At 70.0% G+C, this 23144-nt stretch carries 22 protein-coding genes; 10 read left to right on the top strand and 12 right to left on the bottom strand.

Translation table 11 applies throughout. From position 1 onward, the window contains the following. Positions 1-53 precede the first annotated feature (53 nt). The 4 genes from ABWV53_RS16950 to ABWV53_RS16935 are packed head-to-tail and all read right to left on the bottom strand — an operon-like array spanning position 54 to position 3832. Positions 54-767, bottom strand: coding sequence for an ABC-type transport auxiliary lipoprotein family protein (locus tag ABWV53_RS16950; protein WP_353367326.1), 714 nt, complete (start codon positions 765-767; stop codon positions 54-56). A gap of 50 nt (positions 768-817) precedes the next feature. Then, complete coding sequence (locus tag ABWV53_RS16945; RefSeq protein ID WP_353367325.1) at positions 818-1804, bottom strand: MlaD family protein; 987 nt, start codon at positions 1802-1804, stop codon at positions 818-820. Next, positions 1804-2697 (bottom strand): ABC transporter ATP-binding protein, encoded by an 894-nt coding sequence (locus ABWV53_RS16940; protein ID WP_353367324.1) that lies wholly within the window; start codon positions 2695-2697, stop codon positions 1804-1806. Before ABWV53_RS16940 ends, ABWV53_RS16945 begins: the two co-directional genes overlap by 1 nt. Positions 2698-2707: 10 nt before the next feature. After that, on the bottom strand, positions 2708-3832 hold the full coding sequence (locus tag ABWV53_RS16935; RefSeq protein WP_353367323.1) for an MlaE family ABC transporter permease: 1125 nt from the start codon (positions 3830-3832) through the stop codon (positions 2708-2710). A 296-nt stretch (positions 3833-4128) separates the two neighbouring features. On the opposite strand from ABWV53_RS16935, the gene ABWV53_RS16930 reads away from it, so the two are divergent. Further along, the gene (locus tag ABWV53_RS16930; protein WP_353367322.1) at positions 4129-5814 is read left to right on the top strand and encodes a GMC family oxidoreductase; all 1686 of its coding nucleotides are present in this window, start codon (positions 4129-4131) and stop codon (positions 5812-5814) included. Positions 5815-5875: 61 nt separating this feature from the next. Here the strand turns inward: ABWV53_RS16930 and ABWV53_RS16925 are convergent, their stop codons facing one another. Both ABWV53_RS16925 and ABWV53_RS16920 read right to left on the bottom strand, forming a co-directional pair. Beyond that, positions 5876-6187, bottom strand: a complete 312-nt coding sequence (locus ABWV53_RS16925) for a hypothetical protein (RefSeq protein ID WP_353367321.1) — start codon at positions 6185-6187, stop codon at positions 5876-5878. Between the two features lie 30 nt (positions 6188-6217). Next, a complete protein-coding gene (locus ABWV53_RS16920) occupies positions 6218-7597 on the bottom strand; it encodes an ammonium transporter (RefSeq protein ID WP_353367320.1) in 1380 nt (459 codons plus the stop codon). A 431-nt stretch (positions 7598-8028) separates the two neighbouring features. Here ABWV53_RS16920 and ABWV53_RS16915 point away from each other — a divergent pair, with 431 nt between their 5' ends. The 6 genes from ABWV53_RS16915 (at position 8029) to ABWV53_RS16890 (ending at position 13347) form a co-directional block, all read left to right on the top strand. Further along, the gene (locus ABWV53_RS16915; protein WP_353367319.1) at positions 8029-8787 is read left to right on the top strand and encodes a sulfite exporter TauE/SafE family protein; all 759 of its coding nucleotides are present in this window, start codon (positions 8029-8031) and stop codon (positions 8785-8787) included. Positions 8788-8821: 34 nt separating this feature from the next. Further along, entirely contained in the window at positions 8822-9748 is a 927-nt protein-coding gene (rocF, locus tag ABWV53_RS16910) for an arginase (RefSeq protein ID WP_353367318.1), read from the top strand. A 181-nt stretch (positions 9749-9929) separates the two neighbouring features. Continuing rightward, positions 9930-10694 carry an ABC transporter substrate-binding protein gene (locus ABWV53_RS16905; protein WP_353367317.1) on the top strand — a complete coding sequence of 255 codons (765 nt, stop codon included), beginning with the start codon at positions 9930-9932 and terminating at the stop codon, positions 10692-10694. 66 nt (positions 10695-10760) lie between these two features. Continuing rightward, positions 10761-11543 (top strand): amino acid ABC transporter permease, encoded by a 783-nt coding sequence (locus ABWV53_RS16900; RefSeq protein WP_353367316.1) that lies wholly within the window; start codon positions 10761-10763, stop codon positions 11541-11543. Then, positions 11544-12287, top strand: coding sequence for an amino acid ABC transporter ATP-binding protein (locus ABWV53_RS16895; RefSeq protein WP_353367315.1), 744 nt, complete (start codon positions 11544-11546; stop codon positions 12285-12287). A gap of 184 nt (positions 12288-12471) precedes the next feature. Next, positions 12472-13347, top strand: a complete 876-nt coding sequence (locus tag ABWV53_RS16890) for a DMT family transporter (RefSeq protein WP_353367314.1) — start codon at positions 12472-12474, stop codon at positions 13345-13347. 13 nt (positions 13348-13360) lie between these two features. On the opposite strand, the gene mrdA is transcribed toward ABWV53_RS16890, so the two are convergent. From mrdA to ABWV53_RS16870, 4 genes are all read right to left on the bottom strand, one after another. Then, positions 13361-15301, bottom strand: coding sequence for a penicillin-binding protein 2 (gene mrdA / locus ABWV53_RS16885; protein ID WP_353367313.1), 1941 nt, complete (start codon positions 15299-15301; stop codon positions 13361-13363). A 76-nt stretch (positions 15302-15377) separates the two neighbouring features. Beyond that, on the bottom strand, positions 15378-15896 hold the full coding sequence (gene mreD / locus ABWV53_RS16880; protein ID WP_353367312.1) for a rod shape-determining protein MreD: 519 nt from the start codon (positions 15894-15896) through the stop codon (positions 15378-15380). Beyond that, positions 15893-16810, bottom strand: coding sequence for a rod shape-determining protein MreC (mreC, locus tag ABWV53_RS16875; RefSeq protein WP_353367311.1), 918 nt, complete (start codon positions 16808-16810; stop codon positions 15893-15895). The genes mreD and mreC overlap by 4 nt, the downstream gene beginning before the upstream one ends. Positions 16811-17003: 193 nt before the next feature. Then, positions 17004-18047 (bottom strand): rod shape-determining protein, encoded by a 1044-nt coding sequence (locus ABWV53_RS16870; protein ID WP_353367310.1) that lies wholly within the window; start codon positions 18045-18047, stop codon positions 17004-17006. A gap of 206 nt (positions 18048-18253) precedes the next feature. Between ABWV53_RS16870 and gatC the strand changes: the two genes are divergently transcribed. Genes gatC through gatB form a run of 3 tightly spaced genes read left to right on the top strand, consistent with a single transcriptional unit; the run spans position 18254 to position 21534 of the window. Further along, positions 18254-18553, top strand: coding sequence for an Asp-tRNA(Asn)/Glu-tRNA(Gln) amidotransferase subunit GatC (gene gatC / locus ABWV53_RS16865; RefSeq protein ID WP_353367309.1), 300 nt, complete (start codon positions 18254-18256; stop codon positions 18551-18553). A gap of 13 nt (positions 18554-18566) precedes the next feature. Further along, positions 18567-20069 (top strand): Asp-tRNA(Asn)/Glu-tRNA(Gln) amidotransferase subunit GatA, encoded by a 1503-nt coding sequence (gatA, locus tag ABWV53_RS16860; protein ID WP_353367308.1) that lies wholly within the window; start codon positions 18567-18569, stop codon positions 20067-20069. Position 20070: 1 nt separating this feature from the next. Then, complete coding sequence (gatB, locus tag ABWV53_RS16855) at positions 20071-21534, top strand: Asp-tRNA(Asn)/Glu-tRNA(Gln) amidotransferase subunit GatB (protein ID WP_353367307.1); 1464 nt, start codon at positions 20071-20073, stop codon at positions 21532-21534. Between the two features lie 74 nt (positions 21535-21608). Here gatB and ABWV53_RS16850 read toward each other — a convergent pair whose 3' ends face one another. Together ABWV53_RS16850 and pyrE are read right to left on the bottom strand one after the other, a co-directional pair. Further along, positions 21609-22283 (bottom strand): DUF4124 domain-containing protein, encoded by a 675-nt coding sequence (locus ABWV53_RS16850; RefSeq protein ID WP_502903931.1) that lies wholly within the window; start codon positions 22281-22283, stop codon positions 21609-21611. Between the two features lie 149 nt (positions 22284-22432). Then, complete coding sequence (gene pyrE / locus ABWV53_RS16845; RefSeq protein ID WP_353367306.1) at positions 22433-23134, bottom strand: orotate phosphoribosyltransferase; 702 nt, start codon at positions 23132-23134, stop codon at positions 22433-22435. Positions 23135-23144 lie beyond the last annotated feature (10 nt).

The following is a 23144-nucleotide window of genomic DNA, read 5'->3' as shown; positions in this document are numbered from 1 at the left end:
CGTGCGGCCCTTGCCGCCGTGGCGTCATTGCAGGGGATGGGCTGGCTGCGTGCTCAGCGCCCCAGCTGCTCCAGCCACTGTTCCACGTCGGCGGCGGCCTGCGCCGCGGCTTCCGCCAGTGCCCGCGTGCCGCCCACCGCGTCGGCCGTGGGCGCCGGGCGCTGCACGGTGAAGACGCGCTGGGCGACGAGTTTCTCGCCGGCCGTGGTCGATTCGCCCAGCGAGACACGCAGACGCACCAGGCCGGTGCTGCTGGCGGGCGCGCTGAAGACCTGACTGAATTCTTCCAGCTGCACGCGCACCACCAGCGGCGGGCGGCCGTCGTCCAGCAGCTGGGCGATGCCTTCTTCGCCCAGCAGCACGGCACGGCGCTGGCCCATCTGGTCGCGCAGGGCCTGCTGCACCAGCTGCGCGGGCGGCTGGCTCCAGCGGGCCTGGGTGTAGGGGCGCAGGTGCTGCGCGTTGGCGTAGGCCAGGCGGTACAGCACGGCGCTGCTGCCCTCGGGCACGCCGGTGGTGGCGACTTCGGCCAGCGCGACCGGCGCCCGCATGGCGGCACCGCCGGGCGCCAGCGTCGCGGCAGCGCCCTGCGAGCCGGTGTTCGGCTGGAAAACGGTCAGCCCCGGCCCGAAGTCGTACACCTCGGCGCGGGTGGGCGGCGTGGGCAGCACGGAGCAACCGCCCAGCGCGGCTGCGAGACACAGGCCCAAAATGCCTCTGGCGCTTGTTCCACCAGCGCGAGCAGCTATTGTTTTGATAGTAAACATGCCGATTGACTCCACTCTCGGGAAAGATGCGTTCCGCCGCCGGCCGGGGCTCATGGCGCGGGGGCCAGGCGGGTGGGCGGCACGAAGCCGGGCTCGCCCGGGCCGGCCGAGGCGCTGCCGTTGCCGTAGATGAGCGACTGCGGGTTGTCGCTGATGCCGCTGGCGGTGCGGCCCAGGCGGCGCGCGGCGCGGGCGGCTTCGTCCGCCGCGTTGTTCAGGCGCGGCAGCGACACCCGGCCGAAGCGGTCGGCCGCGTCGGACAGCGACTGCGAGCTGTCGGCGATCTTGTCGATCGGCCCGCCCTCCACGCTCAGCTTGGCGACGGCGCTGCGCACCTCGCCGACGGCGGCCGAGGCATTGTCGCCCGCCGTGCGCAGAGCCTGCAGGGTGGCGCGGGCGTCCTGCGCCACGGCGGGCACGGTGGCCAGCGCCGGGTCGAGCTTGGTGGCCACGGTGTTGTCGATGCGCTGAACCAGCGTGTTGGCGCTGCCTGCGGCCTTGGCCAGGTTGTCCAGCGCGACGGCGAAGCGCGCCTGGTTCTCGTCGCCCAGCAGCTTGTTGATGCGCTCGGTGGCCTCCTGCACCTGCGCGAGGATGGCCGGGCCCTGCTCGGCGATCTGGCTGAAGGAGGAGCTCTTGAGCGTCAGGCGCGGCAGGCCGCTGTCGCCCGGGGGCGGCGGCTGGATGGGCGCGTCGGCGTCGTCGAGCTGGATGTGCGCCAGGCCCGTGACGCCCTGGTAGCCGAGCTGGGCGAAGGTGGTGGGCGAGATGGGGGCCGACTCGTTCACGGCGATGCGGATCAGCACGTTGCCCGCCACCTTGGGGTCGAAGCCGATGCGCGTGACCTTGCCCACGGCCACGCCCTTGTAGCGCACGGCGGCTTCGGGCTGCAGGCCGCTGACGCTGTCCTTGCTGGAGAGTTCGTACAGCGTGTAGTCGGTGCGGTCGCGCGTGAGCCACAGGCCCAGGCCGGCCAGCAGCGCGGCCACGACCACGACGAAGATGCCCGCTGCGAGTGCGTGTGACTTGTTTTCCATCAGTCGTCCTTGGAGGTGTCTGGCGATGCGGGGGCCGCCACGGGCGCCGGGGCCATGGCGCGCCGGCCGCGTTCGCCGAGAAAGAATTGGTGGATGAAGGGGTGGTCGACCTGCGCCACCTCTTGGGGCGTGCCGCTGGCGATGACGCGCTTTTCCGCCAGCACGGCCACGCGGGTGGAGAGCGCGAAGATCGTGTCCAGGTCGTGCGTGACCATGATGACGGTGAGCCCGAGCGAGGCATGCAGCTCGCGCAGCAGCTCGCAGAAGTCGTCGGAGCTGTTGGGGTCGAGCCCGGCGGTGGGCTCGTCCAGGATCAAGAGCGGCGGGTCCATGATGAGCGCGCGCGCCAGCGCCACGCGCTTGATCATGCCGCCCGACAGGTCGGCCGGCATGCGGGTGGCGTGCTCGGGCTTGAGGCCCACCATCTGCAGCTTGACCATGGCCGCGTCGCACACGAGGCGCTGGGGCAGCGTGCCCTGCTCGCGCAGCGCGAAGGCGATGTTGTCGCGCACGTTGAAGGCCGAGAACAGCGCGCCCTGCTGGAACAGCATGCCCACCCGGCTGGCCGCGCCCCGGGCGGTGAGCCGGGCCGCCGGCTCGCCCAGCACGGTGACGCTGCCTTCGGTGGGCTGCGTCAGCCCGAGAATGTGCCGCATCAGCACCGTCTTGCCGGTGCCCGAGCCGCCGACCACCGAGAGGATCTCGCCGCGCTGCACGGTAAGGTCGAGGTTCTTGTGCACGGTGAAGGCTTCGTCGCCCTTGCCGAACACGGTGGCCAGGCCCTTGACCTCGACCACGGCCGGCGCATCGGCGGGCGGCGGCGCGGGGGCGGCCGTGGCCGGACCGGGGGCCGGATCGGGAGCGGGGTGGGACAGGCGGGCGTCGTCGGTCATGGCGTCAGGCTCAGATCCCGAGGTTCTTGAAGCCGATGGCAAAGAGCGCATCCACCACGATGACCATGGTGATGGAGCTCACCACCGAGGCGGTCGTGCCCTGGCCCAGGCTCTGGGTGTTGGGCTTGACCCGCAGGCCCCAGTGGCAGCCGATGAGCGCGATGGCGACGCCGAACACGGCCGACTTGGCCATCGCCATCCACAGGTTGGACGGCGCCACCGCGGCGGGGAGCGCCTGCACGAAATAGGCGGGCGAGATGCCCATGGCGATGTCGGCCGCCAGCATGCCGCCGCCCAGCGCGGCCAGCGTGGTCCAGAGCGCGATGAGCGGCATGGCGATGCCCAGTGCCACCGCGCGCGGCAGCACCAGCCGCAGGCCGTGGGCGATGCCCATGACGCGCATGGCGTCCAGCTCCTCGGTCACGCGCATCACGCCGATCTGCGCGGTGATGGCCGAGCCCGAGCGGCCCGCCACCAGGATGGCGCCCAGCATGGGGCCGAGTTCGCGGATCAGCGAGATGCCCAGGATGTTGACGATGAAAGATTCGGCGCCGAACTGGCGCAGCTGCAGGCTCATCAGGTAGGCCAGCACCACGCCGATGAGGAAGCCCACCAGCGCGGTGATGGGCAGCGCCGTGGCGCCCATGCTGTAGAGGTGGCCCGACACGTCGCGCCAGGGCATGAGGCGCGGGTTGCGCACGAGGCGCAGCCCGTCGATGACCAGCTGGCCGATCAGCGTGAGCAGGTCGCGGCCGTGGCCGACGCCGTGCATCACCTTGGCGCCGAGCGTGTCGACCTGCTCGGCGAGGCTCCAGCGCTCGGCGGGCGCCTCCTCGGTGCTGAACTCCTCGATGCGCTGGAGGATGTCGCGTTGCGCATCGGTCAGCGCGATGCGCTCGGGCCAGGCGCGGCCCCAATGGTTCCAGAGCAGCTGGGCGCCCACGTGGTCGAGCCAGTCCAGCTCACGCAGGTCCCAGCCCAGGCCGGCCGCCGCCGGCGATTCGGCCAGCTGCGCGGAGAGCTTGCGCCAGCGGCGCCGCTCGCCCAGCTCCGCCGCGCCCCAGCGTCCGTGCAGCACGGCGGACGGCCCTTCGGGCGCGTCGGTGCGGGTGATGCTGGGCTGGCGGTCGGTCATCGGTGCGGGATCGTAGCTGAGTGCAACAGCTTGCCACGTCAGCCAAAGTCGCGCCCCGTGCCGCCGGGGAGCCGGGCGCCGCGGCGGGGTGTGAAAAAACCATCACAAAACGCTTGCAGCGCCCGATCCATGAGCGCTTTAAGCTACCAAACTGATAGCAATCCGCCTTTTCCCTATCGACACGGCAGCGGCGTTCCGCACAATGGCAGCGGCCCTGGCGCCCGCGCCCGCACCCCGTTCCCGCCCCCTTTCCACCCTCTTCCCGCCCTGCCCTCCCCCGCCTGCCAACGCCCGCCATGAGCGACACCACTTTCGACTACATCATCATCGGCGGCGGCACGGCCGGCGCCCTGCTCTGCAACCGCCTGAGCTCGGGCGGGCGCTACCGCGTGCTGCTCGTCGAGGCGGGCCGCAAGGACGACTACCACTGGATCCACATTCCCGTGGGCTACCTCTACTGCATCGGCAACCCGCGCACCGACTGGCTCTACCACACCGAGCCCGAGCCGGGCCTGAACGGCCGCAGCCTGCGCTACCCGCGCGGCAAGACACTGGGCGGCTGCAGCAGCATCAACGGGATGATCTACATGCGCGGCCAGGCGCGCGACTACGACCACTGGGCCCACACCACCGGCGACGACACCTGGCGCTGGGACAACGTACTGCCCGCCTTCCGCCGCCATGAAGACCACTGGCGCCTGGACAAGCCGGACACCGCGAGCGAGCGCTTTCGCCAGCTGCACGGCAGCAAGACCACCGGCGGCCTGGGCGAATGGCGGGTGGAAAAGCAGCGCCTGCGCTGGGACGTGCTGGACGCCTTCGCCCAGGCCGCGCAGCAGGCGGGCATCCCGGCCACCGACGACTTCAACGGCGGCGACAACGAGGGCGTGGGCTATTTCGAGGTGAACCAGAAGGCCGGCTGGCGCTGGAACACCGCCAAGGCCTTCTTGCGACCCACCTGCTACGGCCGGCCCAACTTCGAGATGTGGACCGCCGCGCAGGCCACGCGGCTGCTGATCGAGACGCGAGGCGACGGCAGCCTCCGCTGCACCGGCGTGCAGGTCTGGACGGGCGACGAGATGGTGCAGGCCCACGCCACGCGCGAGGTGGTGCTGAGCGCCGGCGCCGTCAATTCGCCGCAGCTGCTGCAGCTCTCGGGCATCGGCCCGGCCGATCTGCTCGCCCGGCACGGCATCGACGCGGTGGCCGACCTGCCCGGCGTGGGCGCCAACCTGCAGGACCACCTGCAGATCCGCGCCGTCTACAAGGTCAACCACGTGCCCACGCTCAACGTGCTGGCGGGCAGCTGGCTGGGCAAAGCCAGGATCGGCCTTGAATACGCGCTCAGGCGCAGCGGCCCGATGAGCATGGCGCCCTCGCAGCTGGGCGCCTTCACCCGCAGCAGCCCCAACCAGCCCTACGCCAATCTCGAATACCACGTGCAGCCGCTGTCGCTGGAGGCCTTCGGCGAACCGCTGCACGCCTTCCCGGCGTTCACGGCCAGCGTGTGCAACCTGAACCCGACCAGCCGGGGCACGGTGCGCATCAAGAGCGCGGACTTCCGCCAGGGCCCGGCCATCGCGCCCAACTACCTCAGCACCCCCGAGGACCGCCAGGTGGCGGCCGACAGCCTGCGCGTGACGCGCCGCATCGCCGCCCAGCCGGCCCTGGCCCGCTACGAGCCCACCGAATGGAAGCCAGGCCCGCAGTACGAGAGCGACGAAGACCTGGCCCGCCTGGCGGGCGACATCGCCACCACCATCTTCCACCCGGTGGGCACCACCCGCATGGGACGGGACGGCGACCCGATGGCGGTGCTGGATTCGCGCCTGCGGGTGCGCGACGGGCGGGGCGGCACCATCGCGGGGCTGCGCGTGGTCGATGCGGGCGCCATGCCCACCATCACCAGCGGCAACACCAATTCGCCCACGCTGATGATGGCGGAGAAGGCGGCGGAGTGGATTCGCGCCGACGCGGGGTAGGCGGAGCACCCAGGCGGGCGGCAATGGTGGGAATGCCGGCCCGGACGGGGATGCCGGCCGCTCAGCGGATGCCGCCCACGTAACGGTCGGGCACCGGCGGCGGATCCGGGGGCTGCGGCGCCAGGGCCTGCGCCAGCGGCCGGCGCGGGGCGGGCGCGGCGGCGGCCTGGTAGGTGGCCGCCTCGAGCTTGTCGGCCCATTCGTTCAGCTCGGGCAGGCCGTCGCTCTGGGCACGCTCGCGCGCGAAGCGCACGATCTCGAGCGCGTAGGCCCTGTCGGCCGCCATCCACTCGGTGTCGGTCACGCGCCCGGTCTTGCGGCGCAGCAGCACATGCAGATGGGCGGCGATGGCGAGTCGTTCACTGTGTCGCATGGAAGTCCTTTCGGATGGGGCGCCGCGCGCTCAACCGCCAATGCGCTCGCGGTGCAGCGCCAGGTCCAGCCCGGCCAGCTCGTCGCGCTCGGGCACGCGCAGGCCCAGGGCCGCGTCCACCAGCCAGAGCAGCAGCGCCGTGCCCGCCAGGCTGAACGCCATGACGGCGCCGACGCCCAGCGCCTGCGTCACCACGCTGCCGCCGACGCCGCCGATGCGCGGCTCGGCCAGCAGGCCGGTGAGCAGCGAACCGACGATGCCGCCGATGCCGTGCACGCCGAAGACGTCGAGCGAATCGTCCACGCGCAGCAGCCGCTTGATGCCGGTCGCGCCCCAGTAGCAGGCCAGCCCCGCCGCCAGGCCGATGCACAGCGCCGACAGCGGCGTGACGAAGCCGGCGGCCGGCGTGATGGCGACCAGCCCGCCGACCAGGCCGGAGCACAGCCCCAGCAGCGATGCCCGGCCGCGAAGCAGCGCCTCGGCCAGCATCCACGACATCGCCCCGGCGGCGGCGGCAATGTGCGTCGTGGCCATCGCCAGGCCCGCCCGGCCGTCCGCCGCCACGGCGGAGCCCGCGTTGAAGCCGAACCAGCCCACCCACAGCAGCGCCGCGCCCGCCATGGTGAAGCCGAGGTTGTAGGGCTCGAACGGCTCGCGCCCATAGCCGCGGCGCGGGCCCAGGTACCAGGCGCAGGCCAAGCCCGCCATGCCGGCGTTGACGTGCACCACCGAGCCGCCCGCGAAATCGAGCACCCCCATGCGCGCCAGCCAGCCGCCCGGCTCCCACACCCAGTGGGCGATGGGCGTGTAGACGAGCGCGGACCAGAGCCCGATGAAAACCAGCATGGCGGCGAAGCGCATGCGCTCGACGAAGGCGCCGACCACCAGCGCGGCGGTGATGATGGCGAAGGTGAGCTGGTACATGGCGTACACCGACTCCGGGATGTGCGGCGCGATGTGGCTCACCGCCACCATGCCGCCCGTCAGGTCGAAGTCCAGCCCGCCGAAGCCGACCCGCGCCTGCCCGCCCCACCAGGCGGAGCCGGGCGTGAAGGCCCACGAGTAGGTGCCTGCGAACCACAGCAGGCTGACCAGCGCCGCGATGGCCACCACGCAGGCCAGGGTGTTGAGCACGTTCTTGCGCCGCACCATGCCGGCATAGAAGAGGGCCACGCCCGGCAGCGTCATGAGCAGCACCAGCGCCGTGGCGGTCATCATCCAGGCGGTGTCCGCGCCGCTTAGCGAGGACACCGGCACCAGCCCTGGCCGCACGAGTGCCGGCGCTGCGGCGGCGGCCGCCTCGGTCTGCGCCACCGCGCCGCCGATCCACGCGCTGCCCGCCAGGGCGGCGGTGCTTACCGCCAGCTTCCGTGCCCTCTGTCCTATCGGCTGCTTTGCTGTTGGATGCATGTATGACTCCTTGTAACGGCGGGCCCCTCGCATATCGCATGCCAAGAGGGGGCCGCGAACCTTTGCGGTGCGCGCCCGCCCCGTTTTCGGGACGCTGCGCTCCGCCTGATGCCGCTTCGTGCCGTGCGCCGTCTGCGGGAAACCACTGATGCACCAGCGCAGTGCGCGCCGTTACAGTCCACGCACTCGACAGCGCGCCCCGGCGTGCAAGACGAGGGGACCGGGGAGACAACCCTAGCAACTCCAACAAGACATGACCCAAGCATCCCCCTGAGATGCATTTCCTTCCAAGGCGCCGGCGATCCCGGCGCCTTTTTTTTCCGGCGTTGGCGCCTGGATCGCACGGCCGTCCAGCGCACGGCCGGCGGGCATGTCTAGCTCCTAATTGCATAGCAGCCGCGCCCGATGGGCGGTGCGACAATCGCCGCCCTATGGAATGGATCATCGTTTCGCTGGCCTCGCTGCTGGCCGGCTTTGTGGACGCCGTGGTGGGCGGCGGCGGCCTGGTACTGCTGCCGGCCCTGTTCGCCACCTTCCCCAACGCCCCGCCCGCCACGCTGATGGGCACCAACAAGGGCACCGCCTTCTGGGGCACGGGCATCGCCACCTGGCAGTACAGCCGCCGCGTGCAGATCCCGTGGCAGGCCATGCTGCCAGCCGCTGCCGCCGGCTTCGCGGGCGCCTTTGCCGGGGCGTGGACGGTGACCGTCATCTCCGCCGACTTCCTGCGCCGGCTGCTGCCGCTCGTGCTGCTGCTGGTGCTGGCCTACACGCTCATCAAGAAGGACCTGGGCCGCCACCACGCACCGCGCCTGGCCGGCCGGGCGCAAACCCTGGTGGCCTGCGCCATCGGGCTGGTGATCGGTTTCTACGACGGCTTCTTCGGCCCGGGCACGGGCAGCTTCTTCGTGTTTCTCTTCGTGCGGCTGCTGGGCTACGACTTCCTGAATGCCTCGGTGTCGGCGAAACTGCTGAACCTGGCCACCAACGTGGCCGCGCTGATTCTCTTTGCCGCCAAGGGGCACGTGTGGTGGCACTTCGCGCTGCCGCTGGCCGTGGCCAACGTGGTGGGCAGCGTGCTGGGCGCGCACATGGCGCTCAAGCACGGCACGGGCTTCGTGCGCGGCATCTTCATCTTCGTGGTCAGCGCGCTGATCCTCAAGACCGGCTACGACGCCTTCCTGCGCTGAGCCGCTCTTTCCTTTCGTTGCACGGAGCCCCGACATGACACCGAAGCCCCCCACCCTCACCTTGATCGGCGCGCCCACCGACGTGGGCGCCAGCGTGCTGGGCGCCAGCATGGCGCCGGACGCGCTGCGCATCGCCGGCATCGCGCGCGCCCTGCGCGGGCGCGGCTTCGAGGTGATCGACCGGGGCAACCTGGCCGGCCCGGGCAATCCGCAGGCGCAGCCGGCCAGCGGTTTCCGGCACCTGGCCGAGGTGACGACCTGGAACGAGGCCGTCTACACCGCCGTGCTGGCCGACCTGGAAGCCGGCCACCTGCCGCTGATGATGGGCGGCGACCATTGCCTGGCCATCGGCTCCATCAGCGCGGCGGCCCAGCACTGCCGCAACCACGGCCGGCGGCTGAAGGTGCTGTGGTTCGATGCGCATGCCGATGCCAACACGCCCCAGTCCACGCCCAGCGGCAACCTGCACGGCATGCCGGTGGCCTGCCTGCTGGGCCACGGCCCGGCGGGGCTGACGCGGCTGGCCGGCGTGCCGGCGCTCGAGGCCGGCCAGATCGGCCTGGTGGGCGTGCGCAGCGTGGACGACAGCGAAAAGGAATTCGTGCGCGAGCACCGCATCGAGGTGCACGACATGCGCGCCATCGACGAGCTGGGCATGCGCGCCGTGATGGAGCGCGCGCTGGCCGACGTGGACGCTGGCACCCACCTGCACGTGAGCTTCGACATGGACTGCCTGGACCCGTCGGTCGCGCCGGGCGTGGGCACGGCGGTGCGCGGCGGCCCCACCTACCGCGAGACGCAGCTGTGCATGGAGATGCTGGCCGACAGCGGCGCGCTGCGTTCGGCCGACCTGGTGGAGCTGAACCCGGCGCTCGACATCCGCAACCAGACAGCCGAGCTGGCCGTGGATCTGCTGGAGAGCCTGTTCGGCAAATCCACGCTGATCCGGCGCGGGCACTGACCTTGCTTGACAGACGCTCAGGGTTTGCGGCAGTGCCTCGCGGCAAGGCCGCATCCCTATAATGTGACCACTCCGTGACGCCCTCTCTCACCCAGCAGACGACGCACGACAACGCTCCGGCTCGGTCTACCGCCCCAGCCGGATTTTTTGTACCTGAAATCATCCCCCGCAGGAACAGCAGATGAAGATGCTCAAGACGATTGCCCTGGCCGTGGCCCTCTGTGCCGGCTTTTCCGTTCAGGCCCGCACGGTCGACGCCATCAAGAAGGACGGCAAGATCATCATCGCCACCGAAGGGCAGTTCGCCCCGTTCAACTTCTTCCAGGGCACCAAGCTCACCGGCTTCGAGGTCGAAGTGGCCGAGGCCGTGGTCAAGAAGATGGGCCTGAAGCTGGAATGGAAGACGCTGGGCTTCGACGCCCTGCTGACCGGCCTGCCGCAGGACCGCTGGGACGTGGTGATCGCATCGCACGGCATCAACGAAGAGCGCTCCAAGGCCGTGACCTTCGCCGATCCGCACTACTGCTCGGGCGGCATCATCGTCTCCATCGACGGCAAGACCCGCACGGCGGACGACCTGAAGGGCAAGGTCGTGGCCGTGCAGACCGGCACCAGCTACCTGGAGAACGTGCAGAAGCTGACCGGCGTGAAGGAAGTGAAGAACTTCCCGCAGGACACCGACGCCCAGCGCGCCCTGATCTCCAAGCGCGTGGACGCCTGGGTCAGCGACAAGTTCGTCGCCAAGGAAGCCGCCGCCAAGAACGCCAAGGCCGGCTTCAAGCTGGGCGACATGCTGTTCGTCGAGCGCATCGCGCCCGCCATGACGAAGGGCAACACGGGCCTGGCCGACGCCTGGAACAAGGCCTTCGCCGAGACGCTGGCCGATGGCAGCTATGCCACCATCTCCAAGAAGTACTTCAACGAAGACGTGCGCTGCACGAAGTAACAGCCTGCCCAGGGACCCACCGGCGCCCGTAGCTCACGCTGCGGGCGCCGGCCTCATTTTCATCAAATGCTGACCGCAATCTGGCCCACGCAGTGGAGCCGCCAGCAACGCAGCAATGCCACGCTGGTCTCGGCCCTCGTCCTGATGGTGCTGGCCCTGTCCCTGCTGGGCTGGGCGCTCTCCTTCCTCCCTGAACCCATCGGCAACAACGCCCAGGCGTTTTCCGAAGGCGCGCGCACCACGCTGTGGCTCACACTGGTCAGTGGCGCAGTGGGCATCGTGCTGGGCACCGCCGCCGCGCTGGCCCGCACGGCGCGCTTCATCGGCCTGCGCTGGGTGGCCGGCTTCTACATCTGGGTCATCCGCGGCACGCCGCTGCTGGTGCAGATCCTGTTCGTCTACTTCGCGCTGCCGGTGCTGGTGCCGGGCGCCAACCTGCCGGACTTCGCGGCGGCCGTGGTGGCGCTGGGCCTGAACGTGGGGGCCTACAACGCCGAGGCCATCCGCGCCGGCCTGCTGGCCGTGCCGCGCGGCCAGACCGAGGCCGCCCGCGCGCTGGGCCTGTCGCGCACCTACGTGTTCTTCGACGTGGTGTTCCCGCAGGCGTTCAAGATCTCGCTGCCGCCGCTGGTGAGCAACTTCGTCGCGCTGCTGAAGGATTCCTCGCTGGCCTATGCCATCGGCGTGGTGGAGCTGACCAACGTGGGCAACCGCATCCAGTCGGCCACCTTCCAGCCCATCGCCACGCTGACCACCGTGGCCGTCACCTACCTGCTGCTGACCACGCTGGTCACGCAGGTGTCCAACGCCATCGAGCACCGCTTCGACGTGGAAGGACGGGTCAAGTAAATGAGCACCGGCAACCACTACATCGTCGTCGACCGCGTCTGCAAGTCGTTCGGCGCGCACCAGGTGCTGAAGGAGGTCTCCACGGCCTTCAACACCGGCGAGGTCACCGTCATCATCGGCGCCTCGGGCTCGGGCAAGAGCACGCTCTTGCGCGCCATCAACCGGCTGGAGCCGCACGACAGCGGCACCATCACCATCGGCGGCGCCGAGGTGACGGACGACGAGCGCTCGCTACAGCGGCAGCGCAGCGAGGTCGGCATGGTGTTCCAGCAGTTCAATCTGTTCGGCCACATGAGCGTGCTGGACAACGTGACGCTGGCGCCGCGCCGCATCCGCCGCACGCCACGCGCCCAGGCCAACCAGAAGGCCATGACCCTGCTGCGCCGCGTGGGCATGCAGGACCATGCGCTCAAGTACCCCTGGCAGCTGTCGGGCGGGCAGCAGCAGCGCGTGGCCATCGCCCGGGCGCTGGCGATGGAGCCCAAGGTGATGCTGTTCGACGAGCCCACGTCGGCGCTCGACCCCGAGATGGTGCAGGAAGTGCTGGACGTGATGCGCGAGCTGGCGCGCGGCGGCATGACCATGATCGTGGTCACCCACGAAATGGGTTTCGCCCGCGAGGTGGCCGACCGGGTGATGTTCTTCGACCAGGGCCGCATCGCGCACGACGCGCCGCCGGCCGACTTCTTCGGCAACCCGGCCAACGACCGCATCCGCGCCTTCATCGGCCGCATGAGCGCCTGAGAAGGGCCCTGCGGCGCCTGGCACCCCCGGATGCTCGTCCGCAGGGCATTTGCTCCTGAAATGTGAGCTGCTTGCGCTGGCTTCATAAGGCTTTCAGGGCCAATCGCCCTGAAAACCCTTGGCAGACCTGCGCCACCCGCTCCTCTTTTTGATATCGCCGGCCTGGCCGGCACGAAACGAACGCATGCGCGCTGACCGCCGAGGCCTGCTGGCCCTGCTGCTGGTGACCCTGGTCTGGGGCACCACCTTCCCCGCCATGAAGCTGCTGTCCGCGCAGCTGGACGCGCTGCAGCTCATCTGGCTGCGCTTCGCCATCGCGCTGGTGGTGCTGGCGCCGCTCTGGCGCGGCATGCGCCGGCCCGAGCTGCGCTGGGGGCTGCTGCTGGGCGGGCTGCTGTTCCTCGCGTTCTGGCTGCAGATCGAGGGGCTGGCGCGCACCAGCAGCAACCGCAATGCCTTCGTCACGGGCCTCAACGTGCTGGTGGTGCCGCTGCTGGCCATGGCCGTGCTGGGGCGCCGCTACGGCTGGATGCTGTGGGTGGCGTGCCTTCTCGCGCTGGGCGGCATGGTGCTGATGTTCCACGAGAACGAGCCCTGGAACCTGGGCGATACGCTGACGCTGGCCAGCACGCTGTTCTATGCCATCTACATCCTCACGCTGGAGGAATGCGCCCGCCGCACCGCGCACCAGCCGCTGCGCGCCACGCGCATGGCGGCGGCCCAGGCGGTGGTGATGTTCGCGGCGGCAGCGGTGCTGCTGCTGGAACGCCATGGCGGGGTGGCGTCGTCCATCGACACGCTCGCCGCCCTGCCCGCCCCGTCGTGGGCGGCGCTGATCTACCTGGGCGTGGTCGCCAGCGTGCTGGTGGTGACACTGCAGGCCTGGGGCCAGCAGCGGGTGGACGCGATGCGCAGCGCCATCGTCTTCGGGCTGGAGCCGGTGTTCGCCGCGCTCACGGCCTGGTGGCTGATCGGCGAGCGCCTGGGCGCGGCGGGCATCGCGGGCGCTGCGCTGATCGTGCTGGCGCTGGTGGTGAGCCAGGTGCAGCCGCCGCGCTGAGCGCCCGGGCCCGTCAGCGCGTGGCGACGGGAATGTCCGCCGCCCGGCGCGGCGTGCCGATGGGCGCGCTGGCCTGGCCCTTGACCACGGCAGCCAGGTCCTGCTCGCTCGGGTAGTCGCCCAGCAGCCAGTAGTCGAACACCCGCCGGGCGATGGGCGCGGCCGCGGCGGCGCCGAAACCGGCGTTCTCCACGATCAGCGCGACGGCCACCTTGGGGTTTTCGGCGGGGGCGAAGGCGGCGAAGAGGGAATGGTCGCGCTGGTGCTCTTCCAGCGCGCGGGCGTTGTACTTCACGTTCTGGCCCAGGCTCACGGCCTGCGCCGTGCCGGTCTTGCCGCCCGAGGTGTAGGGCGCGCCCGCGAACACGCGTGTGCCGGTGCCGCCCTTGTTCACCGCCACCAGGGCGTTGCGCACGATGTCCACGTTCTTCTGCGAATAGCCCAGGCGCTCGCCGGGCGGCTGTTGCACCTCGGTCACCTGGCCGGTGACGGTGTCGCGGATGGCCTTGATCAGGTGCGGCTTGTAGCGGGTGCCGCCGTTGGCGAGCGTGGCCTCGGCCACCGCCAGCTGCAGCATGGTGAAGTTGTTGTAGCCCTGGCCGATGCCGAGCGACACGGTTTCGCCCGAATACCAGCGCCGCGCCTCGGGGCGCTTGTAGGTATTGCGCTTCCACTCGGTGCTGGGCAGCACGCCGCGCACCTCGCCCCCTAGGTCGATGCCGGTGATCTGGCCGAAGCCCAGCGGCTTCATGAAGTCGTGGATCGTGTCCACGCCCATCTCCACGGCCAGCGAATAGAAGTAGGTGTTGCTGGAGAACTGGATGGCGCGGTGCATGTCCACCCCGCCCAGGCCGCCTTCGTGGCTGCGGAAGGTGCGGCCGCCGTAGTTGAAGAAACCCGGGTCGTTGTAGACCTGCGCGGCCGGCCGCTTGCCGAGCTCGAGCGCCGCCAGCGCCATGAAGGGCTTGTAGGTCGAGCCGGGCGGGTAGGTGCCGCGCAGCGCGCGGTTGAGCAGCGGCTTGTCGATGGACTCGTTGAGCGCCTGCCAGTTCTCGGTGTCGATGCCTTCGACGAACAGGTTGGGGTCGAACGTGGGCTTGCTGACCAGCGCCAGGATCTCGCCGTTGCGCGGGTCGATGGCCACCAGCGCGCCGCGGCGGTCGCCGAACATGTCTTCCACCAGCTTCTGCAGCTTGATGTCGATGGACAGCATCACCGTGTTGCCGGGCGTGGCCGGGTGGCTGGCCAGGCGGCGCACGGCGTGGCCGCCGGCCGAGGTCTCCATGCGCTCCACGCCAGTCTGGCCGTGCAGCGTGGTCTCGAAGCTCTGCTCCACGCCCAGCTTGCCGATGTGCTCGGTGCCGCGGTAGTTGGCCGCGTCTTCCGAATCGTCGATGCGTTCCTTCTCGCGCTGGTTGATGCGGCCGATGTAGCCGATGGCGTGGCTCGCGACCTCGCCCAGCGGGTAGTTGCGAAACAGGCGCGCCTTGATGTCCACGCCCGGGAAGCGGTAGCGCTGGGCGGTGAAGCGGGCCACCTCCTCGTCGGTGAGCCGGGTGCGCAGGGGCAGCGACTCGAAGCTGCGCGCGTCCTCCATCAGCCGCTTGAAGCGGCGGCGGTCGCGCTGGTGCACGTCCACGACCTTCGACAGCTCGTCGATGGTGGCCTCCAGGTCGTCGACCTTGGAGGGGGTGATCTCCAGCGTATAGGCCGAATAGTTGGTGGCCAGCACCACGCCGTTGCGGTCCATGATCTGGCCGCGGTTGGGCACGATGGGCACCACGGCCGTGCGGTTGCTCTCCGCCTGGGCCGCCAGGTCGTCGTGCCGCGCGACCTGCAGCACCAGCAGGCGCGCCACGATCAGGCAGAAGGCCAGGAACACGACCAGGCCCACCACCACCACGCGCAGCCGAAAGCGCGAGGCGTCGGCTTCGTTGTTGCGCAGCTCGGTCATGCGCGCACCCCGGCGCCGCGCACCGCCGTGGCCGTCGCGATCGTCACGATCGCCCTTGCCTTCGTCTCTGTCTTCTTCACAGCGGCCGGTTTTCGTCGCGGTCGGGCGGGCGCCGCTGGGGCGCCAGCAGCACCCAGCTGGCCAGCGGCCAGAGCGCGGCCTCCAGCACCGGCGCGGCCAGGCCCTCGATGCCGGGCACGATGCCGCCCGCCAGCAGGCGCACCAGCAATTCGATGGCGTGGGCGACCACGAAGAGCGGCAGCACCTGCAGCGCCTGCGAGGGCACGCTGAACCACAGCAGGCGGCGGTGCGCGAAGATGGCGCCGTACATCAGCGCCGTGTAGGCCAGGGCATGCTGGCCCAGCAGCGCGGCCTGGTAGACGTCCATGCAGATGCCCATGGCGAAGGCCACGCCCATGCCCACGCGCTGGGGCTGGTGCACGCCCCAGAACACCAGCAGCACCATGACGAGGTCGGGCGTCCAGACCACGCGGCCCAGCGGCAGCATGTTGAAGGCCAGCGCGGCGAGCAGGCTGAGCGCGATGAAGAGCGGGCGCGCCGGCATCAGCAGCGGCTGGCCCTTGGGCATGATCATCGGCGACCCTTTCGTTTCACGGCCGCCTCGGCCGGGGCCGGCTTGGGCGGCAGCTCGGCGGTGAGCGGCTTGAGCACCATCACGTGGCGGGCGCCCTGCATCTGCGCCAGCGGCGCGCAGTAGATGCGGGCGAAGGCGGAATCGGCCCGGCGTTCCACGCCGATGACGCGCGCCACCGGCATGCCGGAAGGATAAAGCCCGTCCACCCCGCTGGTAGTGAGCAGGTCGCCCTCCTGCACGTCGGCGTTGCCGGGCATGAAGCGCAGCTCGATGCCGCCGCCATGGGCCGCGATCGGGTCGCCGTAGGCCACGCTGCGCGCGCCGGTGCGGATGTTCATCACGGGAATGGCCTGGTCGCGGTCGATGAGCAGGGTGACCTCGCTGAGGAACGGGTGGACGCGGGTCACCTGGCCCAGCACGCCCGACTCGTCGAGCACGGGCGAGCCGAGCTCCACGCCGGCCGTCTGGCCGCGGTCGATCATCACGCGGCGGGTGTAGGGGTCGGCGGTGTCGTAGATCACCTGCGCGGCTTGGGCCGGAGTGGTGAGGCGCTCGCGCAGCTCCAGCAGCTTGCGCAGGCGGGCGTTCTCCTGCTCCAGGTCTTCGGCCTGGTTCACGCGCTGCGACAGCTGCGCCATCTTGCGCTGGGCCTCGTCACGGCTTTGCTCGGCAGCCTCCAGCGACTGGAAGTAGCCCGCGCCGCGCCCGGCGAACTGCACCGGCTGCAGCACGGCCCACTGCAGCGGATAGAGCGCGGTGGAGACGGCCTTGCGCAGCGGCTCGGTCATGCCGAAACGGGCGTCGGCCACCATCAAAAACAGCGCCAGGGCGCTGTAGAGGATGAGTCGGGAAAGCGGCGACGGCCCTTGCCGGAAGAAGGACGGCGCAGACCGTTCCAGGGTTCCCAGAGGCATCGGAGAGATCGTGTCGTGTTGTGCCGACGGCGCCGCGCGCCGTCACGCCATCAGAACGCCGGGAGCGCCACCGCCAGCAGACGCCGTGGAACGGGCTTCGCCCGGCCACTGGCGTAGCCCCCCTCCCGCAACGCGCAGCGGTGCGAGAGAAGAGGGGAGGCGCGAAGCGCCTGAAAAGGTTGGCGCCGCACCATCACTCGCTGGTGAAGATGCTGCCCTGGCGGTCCATGCGCTCCAGGGCGATGCCGCAGCCGCGCACCACGCAGGTCAGCGGGTCTTCGGCCACCAGCACGGGCAGGCCGGTTTCCTCGGCCAGCAGGCGGTCCAGGTCGCGCAGCAGCGCGCCGCCGCCGGTCAGCATCATCCCGCGCTCGGCGATGTCGGCGCCCAACTCGGGGGGGGTCTGCTCCAGCGCGTTCTTGACGGCCGAGACGATCTGGTTGAGCGGATCGGTCAGCGCTTCCAGCACTTCGTTGCTGGAGATGGTGAAGCTGCGCGGCACGCCTTCGGACAGGTTGCGGCCCTTGACCTCCATCTCGCGCACCTCGGAGCCCGGGAAGGCCGAGCCGATGCTCTTCTTGATGGCTTCGGCCGTGGGCTCGCCAATGAGCATGCCGTAGTTGCGGCGGATGTAGCTGATGATGGCTTCGTCGAACTTGTCGCCGCCCACGCGGACGCTGCCCTTGTAGACCATGCCGCCCAGCGAGATCACGCCGACCTCGGTGGTGCCGCCGCCGATGTCGACCACCATGGATCCGGAGGCTTCGGACACCGGCAGGCCGGCGCCGATGCCGGCGGCCATGGGTTCCTCGATCAGGTAGACGGCGGTGGCGCCGGCGGCCTCGGCCGCATCCTTGATGGCGCGGCGCTCGACCTGGGTGGAGCCGCAGGGCACGCAGATGATGATGCGCGGGCTGGGCGTCAGCAGCGTGCGCGGATGCACCATCTTGATGAACTGCTTGATCATCTGCTCGGTGATCACGAAGTCGGCGATCACGCCGTCCTTCATCGGGCGAATGGCCTCGATGTTGCCGGGCACCTTGCCCAGCATGGCCTTGGCTTCACGACCGACGGCCTGGATGACCTTCTTGCCGTGCGGGCCGCCTTCGTGGCGGATGGCGACCACGGACGGCTCGTCCAGCACGATGCCCTTGTCGCGGGCGAAGATCAGGGTGTTGGCGGTGCCAAGGTCGATGGCGAGGTCGGTGGAGAAGTACCGACGAAAGGCTCCGAACATTCAATATTCCTCTTGGGCACGGCATGCGCGTCGGCCTGCCATCGCCGGGTTTTTAGGGTGTGTTTGTGGACTTTTTTCGCACAATGACCGGCGTTGGAGAGGCGATTGCGGCAAAGGCGGGATAATACCGCATCCCCTGTGAATAACTCTCCATGGTGCGACCCGGAATTGGGCTTTACATCCGGTTGCTCGCCCCTTTTCCCCCTATGGCACTGACACCCCAGGACATCGGCCGCATCGCCCATCTGGCCCGGCTCGAACTGAGCCCCGCGGACAGCGAGCGCATGCTCTCCCAGCTCAACGGCTTCTTCGGCATCGTCGAGAAGATGCGCGCGGTGGACACCGCCGGCATCACCCCGCTGCCCCACCCCATCGCCGCCATCCAGGACGTGGCCCTGCGCCTGCGCGAGGACGTGGCCAGCGAGCCCGACCAGCGCGAGGCCAACCAGCAAAGCGCGCCCGCGGTCGAGCGGGGCCTGTTCCTGGTGCCCAAGGTCATCGAGTGAGGAAGCGCCCCGCATGACCGACATCACCACTCATTCCCTGCACGACCTCGGCGTGGCTGACCTGGCCCGCCAGCTGGCCGGCCGGCAGGTCTCCGCCGTCGAAGCGGCCCAGCATTTCCTGGCCCGCGCCCGGTCGCACCAGCACCTGGGCGCCTTCGTCTCCGTGAACGAGGAGGCGACGCTGGCCCAGGCCCGCGCGCAGGACGCCGCCATCGCCGCCGGCACGGCCGGCCCGCTGGCGGGCGTGCCCATCGCCCACAAGGACATCTTCGTCACCCGCGACTTCCCCAGCACGGCCGGCTCGAAGATGCTGGCCGGCTACCGCTCGCCCTTCGACGCCACCGTAGTCACGCGGCTGGCCGATGCCGGCGCGGTGACGCTGGGCAAGCTCAACTGCGACGAGTTCGCCATGGGCTCGGCCAACGAGAATTCGGCCGTCGCCCCCGTGGGCTTCGATGCGCCGCAACCCGTGCGCAACCCCTGGGACACGGCCCGCGTGCCGGGCGGCTCCTCGGGCGGCAGCGCCGTGGCGGTGGCCGCGCGCCTGGCGCCGGCCGTCACCGGCACCGACACCGGCGGCTCCATCCGCCAGCCGGCCTCGTTCTGCGGCATCACCGGCATCAAGCCCACCTATGGCCGCGCCAGCCGCTACGGCATGATCGCCTTCGCCTCCAGCCTGGACCAGGCCGGCCCGATGGCCCGCTCGGCCGAGGACTGCGCCCTGCTGCTGTCGGCCCTGTGCGGCCCCGACCTGGACCGCGATTCCACCAGCCTGGACGTGCCGGCCGAGGACTTCAGCGCGAAGCTGAACGATTCGATAGACGGCCTGCGCATCGGCATCCCGGCGGAATTCTTCGGCGAGGGCCTGGCGCCCGACGTGCGCGCCGCGGTGGACGGCGCGCTGAAGGAATACGAAAAGCTGGGCGCCAGGCTCGTGCCCATCACGCTGCCGCGCACGGAACTCTCCATCCCGGTCTACTACATCATCGCGCCGGCCGAGGCCTCGTCCAACCTGAGCCGCTTCGACGGCGTGAAGTTCGGCCACCGCGCCCAGGACTACACCGACTTGGTGGACATGTACAAGAAGACCCGCGCCGAGGGCTTCGGCGACGAGGTCAAGCGCCGCATCATGATCGGCGCCTACGTGCTGAGCCACGGCTACTACGACGCCTACTACCTGCAGGCGCAGAAGATCCGCCGCATGATCGCGGATGACTTCCAGAACGCCTTCAAGGACTGCGACGTCATCGCCGGCCCCGTGGCCCCCACGGTGGCCTGGAAGCTGGGCGAGCACGGCAACGACCCGCTGGCCGACTACCTGGCCGACATCTTCACCCTGCCCGCATCGCTCGCCGGACTGCCCGGCATGAGCGTGCCGGCCGGCTTTGGCGACGGCGGCATGCCCGTGGGCCTGCAGCTCATCGGCAACTACTTCCAGGAAAGCCGCCTGCTGAATGCCGCGCACCGGCTGCAGCAGGCGACCGATTTCCACCTCCGTGCGCCAGGAGGCCTGTGACATGACGACCACCAGCAAATTGATCCACGGCTACGAAGTCGTCATCGGCTTCGAGACGCACGCCCAGCTCGCCACCCAGAGCAAGATCTTCAGCCGCGCCTCGACGGCCTTCGGCGCCGAGCCCAACACGCAGGCCTGCGCGGTGGACCTGGCCTTGCCCGGCACGCTGCCGGTGATGAACCGCGAGACCGTGGCCTGTGCTATCAAATTAGGACTGGCCCTCGGCTCCACCATTGCGCCCGAGAGCATTTTTGCCCGTAAGAACTACTTCTACCCCGATCTGCCCAAGGGCTACCAGATCAGCCAGTTCGAGATTCCGGTCGTGCAGGGCGGCGAGGTGTCGTTCTTCCTGGGCGACGAGAAGAAGACGGTGAAGCTGGTGCGCGCGCACCTGGAAGAGGACGCCGGCAAGTCGCTGCACGAAGACTTCATCGGCCAGAGCGGCATCGACCTGAACCGCGCCGGCACGCCGCTCCTGGAGATCGTGACCGAGCCCGACATCCGCAGCAGCGAGGAGGCCGTGGCCTATGCGCGCGAGCTGCACAAGATCGTCACCTGGATCGGCATCTGCGACGGCAACATGCAGGAGGGCTCGTTCCGCTGTGACGCCAACGTGTCGGTGCGCAAGCCGGGACAGCCGCTGGGCACGCGCCGCGAGATCAAGAACCTGAACAGCTTCCGGTTCATGCAGCAGGCGATCGACTACGAGATCCGCTGGCAGATCGAGCAGATCGAGGACGGCCACGCGATCCAGCAGGCGACCGTGCTGTTCAACCCCGACACGGGCGAGACCCGCGCCATGCGCACCAAGGAAGACGCGGCCGACTACCGCTACTTCCCCGATCCGGACCTCCCGCCGCTACGAATTTCGGAGCAGTGGGTGCAGGAAGAGCGGGCGCGCATGCCCGAATTGCCCCGCGCCATGGCGGCGCGCATCGTGGCCGACTACGGCCTGCCCGAGTACGACGCGGTCACGCTGACCCAGTCCAAGGCGATGGCGGCCTACTTCGAGGAAGCGGCCCGGGCCAGCGGCCAGCCGAAACTGGTCAGCAACTGGATCATGGGCGAGGTCTCGCGCCGCGTGAATGCGGGCGAGGCCGCTGGCATCGCCGCCGCGCCGGTCAGCGCCGCGCTGCTGGCGAAGCTGGTGGCGCGCATTGCCGACGGCACCATCTCCAACAACGCCGGCAAGCAGGTGTTCGAGGCGCTCTGGACGGGCGAAGGCCAGGACGTGGATGCCGTCATCGAGGCCAAGGGCCTCAAGCAGATGAACGATTCCGGCGCGCTGGAGCAAATCATCGACGAGGTGATCGCCGCCAACCCCGACAACGTCGCCCAGTTCAAGGCCGGCAAGGACAAGGCCTTCAATGCGCTGGTGGGCCAGGCCATGAAGGCTAGCCGGGGCAAGGCCAATCCGCAGCAGGTGAACGACCTGCTGCGTGCCCGGCTGGCGGCAGCCGGCTGACCGTCGCCAGCGCGAGCGCCAACACCCGGCTGTTACTGCTGCTCGCGCCGCGCCGCGCGGCGGTGCGCTCACGCTCAGCGCAGCGGCGGCAGCACCAGCGGCGCGCCCGCCTGCGCCGCGGCCCGTGCCGCCCACAGCGGCCGCAGCTGGGCCAGTTCCGCGTCGAAGCGCTGGTTGACGCGGCGCTTTTCCGCCTCCTGGGCGATCACGAACCGCTTCTGCTCTTCCAGCGCGTCGTTCTGTTCGGCGATCTGGCGCCGCAGCACCATCGGCGCCTTGTTCGGGTCCTTGCGGTAGAACTCCATCTCGGTGTCGAGCTTCTTGCGGTCGCGCAGCAGGTCATCGACCCGCTTCTGCGCGACGGCGGTGACTTCGTCCACCTGGGCCAGCGCCGCGGCGCGTTCGGCGTCGTGCGCCGCCTGGTCGGGGTAGCGGTTGACGAGCACGCGCTCGCGGCGGCGCTCTTCGGCGGCGCGGGCACGCTCGGCGGCCTCGCGCTGGCGCTGCGCCTCCACCACGGCCCGCTCCTGCTCGGTCAGCGTGGGGCCGAGGCGTCGGCGCTCGGCGCCGGTCTGGTCCAGCACGCGCTGCTCGCGGTCGGTGCACTCCGGAATGGGGCGGTCGGCCGTGAGGCGGCGGCCCGTCCGATCGACGCAGCTGTAGACCGAGCCTGCCGATGCGCCCGGCCCTCCGTCGGCCCAGGCCGATGCCGTCCACAGCCCCACCGCCACCACGATGCCCGCCGCCACGGCGTTGGAGCCGCTGCGCCACCCCGCCGGGGGGACGGGCAGTGTCTGTGCGAGGGTGGCGGAAGCGTCGGTCAATGCCAGGTCCAGTCGGGCGGGTGAAGGAAGGGGCGGATACACGGGAAGGGGCATCCGCGCCGGACGGGGACGGGTCAGGCCGCCTGCACGCCGTAGCGCTGGCGATAGGCCATGACCCGGTCGCGGTGGGCCGCCGTGCCGGCCGATCCGCCGTCCCGATCCAGATATTGCAATAAATCGGCCAGGGTGGCGATCGTGCAGACTTGCATACCCAATTGTTGACGAACGTACTGCACCGCGCTGTGGTCGACGTCCTTGCCGTTTTCCGTGGCTTTTTCCTGCCGGTCGAGCGCGATCGCCATCGCGTGCGGCGTGGCGCCCGCGGCGCGGATGAGAGCGATGGATTCCCGCGCCGCGGTGCCTGCGGACATCACGTCGTCGACGATCAGCACCCGGCCCCGCAGCGGCGCGCCCACCAGCGTGCCGCCCTCGCCGTGGTCCTTGGCTTCCTTGCGGTTGTAGGCGAAGGGCACGTTGCGGCCCAGGCGGGCGAGTTCCACCGCCACCGTCGCGGCCAGCGGAATGCCCTTGTAGGCGGGCCCGAACACCATGTCGAATTCGATGCCGCTGGCCAGCAGCGCCTTTGCATAGAATTCCGCCAGCCGGCCCATCTTGGCGCCGTCGTCGAACAGTCCCGCGTTGAAGAAATACGGGCTCATGCGGCCGGCCTTGGTCTTGAATTCGCCGAACCTCAGCACGCCGGAGGCCTCGGCGAACTCCACGAAATCCTGCGCCAGGCGGTCCGTGTCCACCTGCTGCGCCTTGTCTGTCACCATGAGTTCATCC

It is taken from the genome of Acidovorax sp. FG27, assembly GCF_040365715.1.
Lineage (GTDB): Bacteria > Pseudomonadota > Gammaproteobacteria > Burkholderiales > Burkholderiaceae_C > Paracidovorax.
Note: the sequence above shows the minus strand (reverse complement) of the source record. Positions and strands in the feature narration are given on the sequence as shown.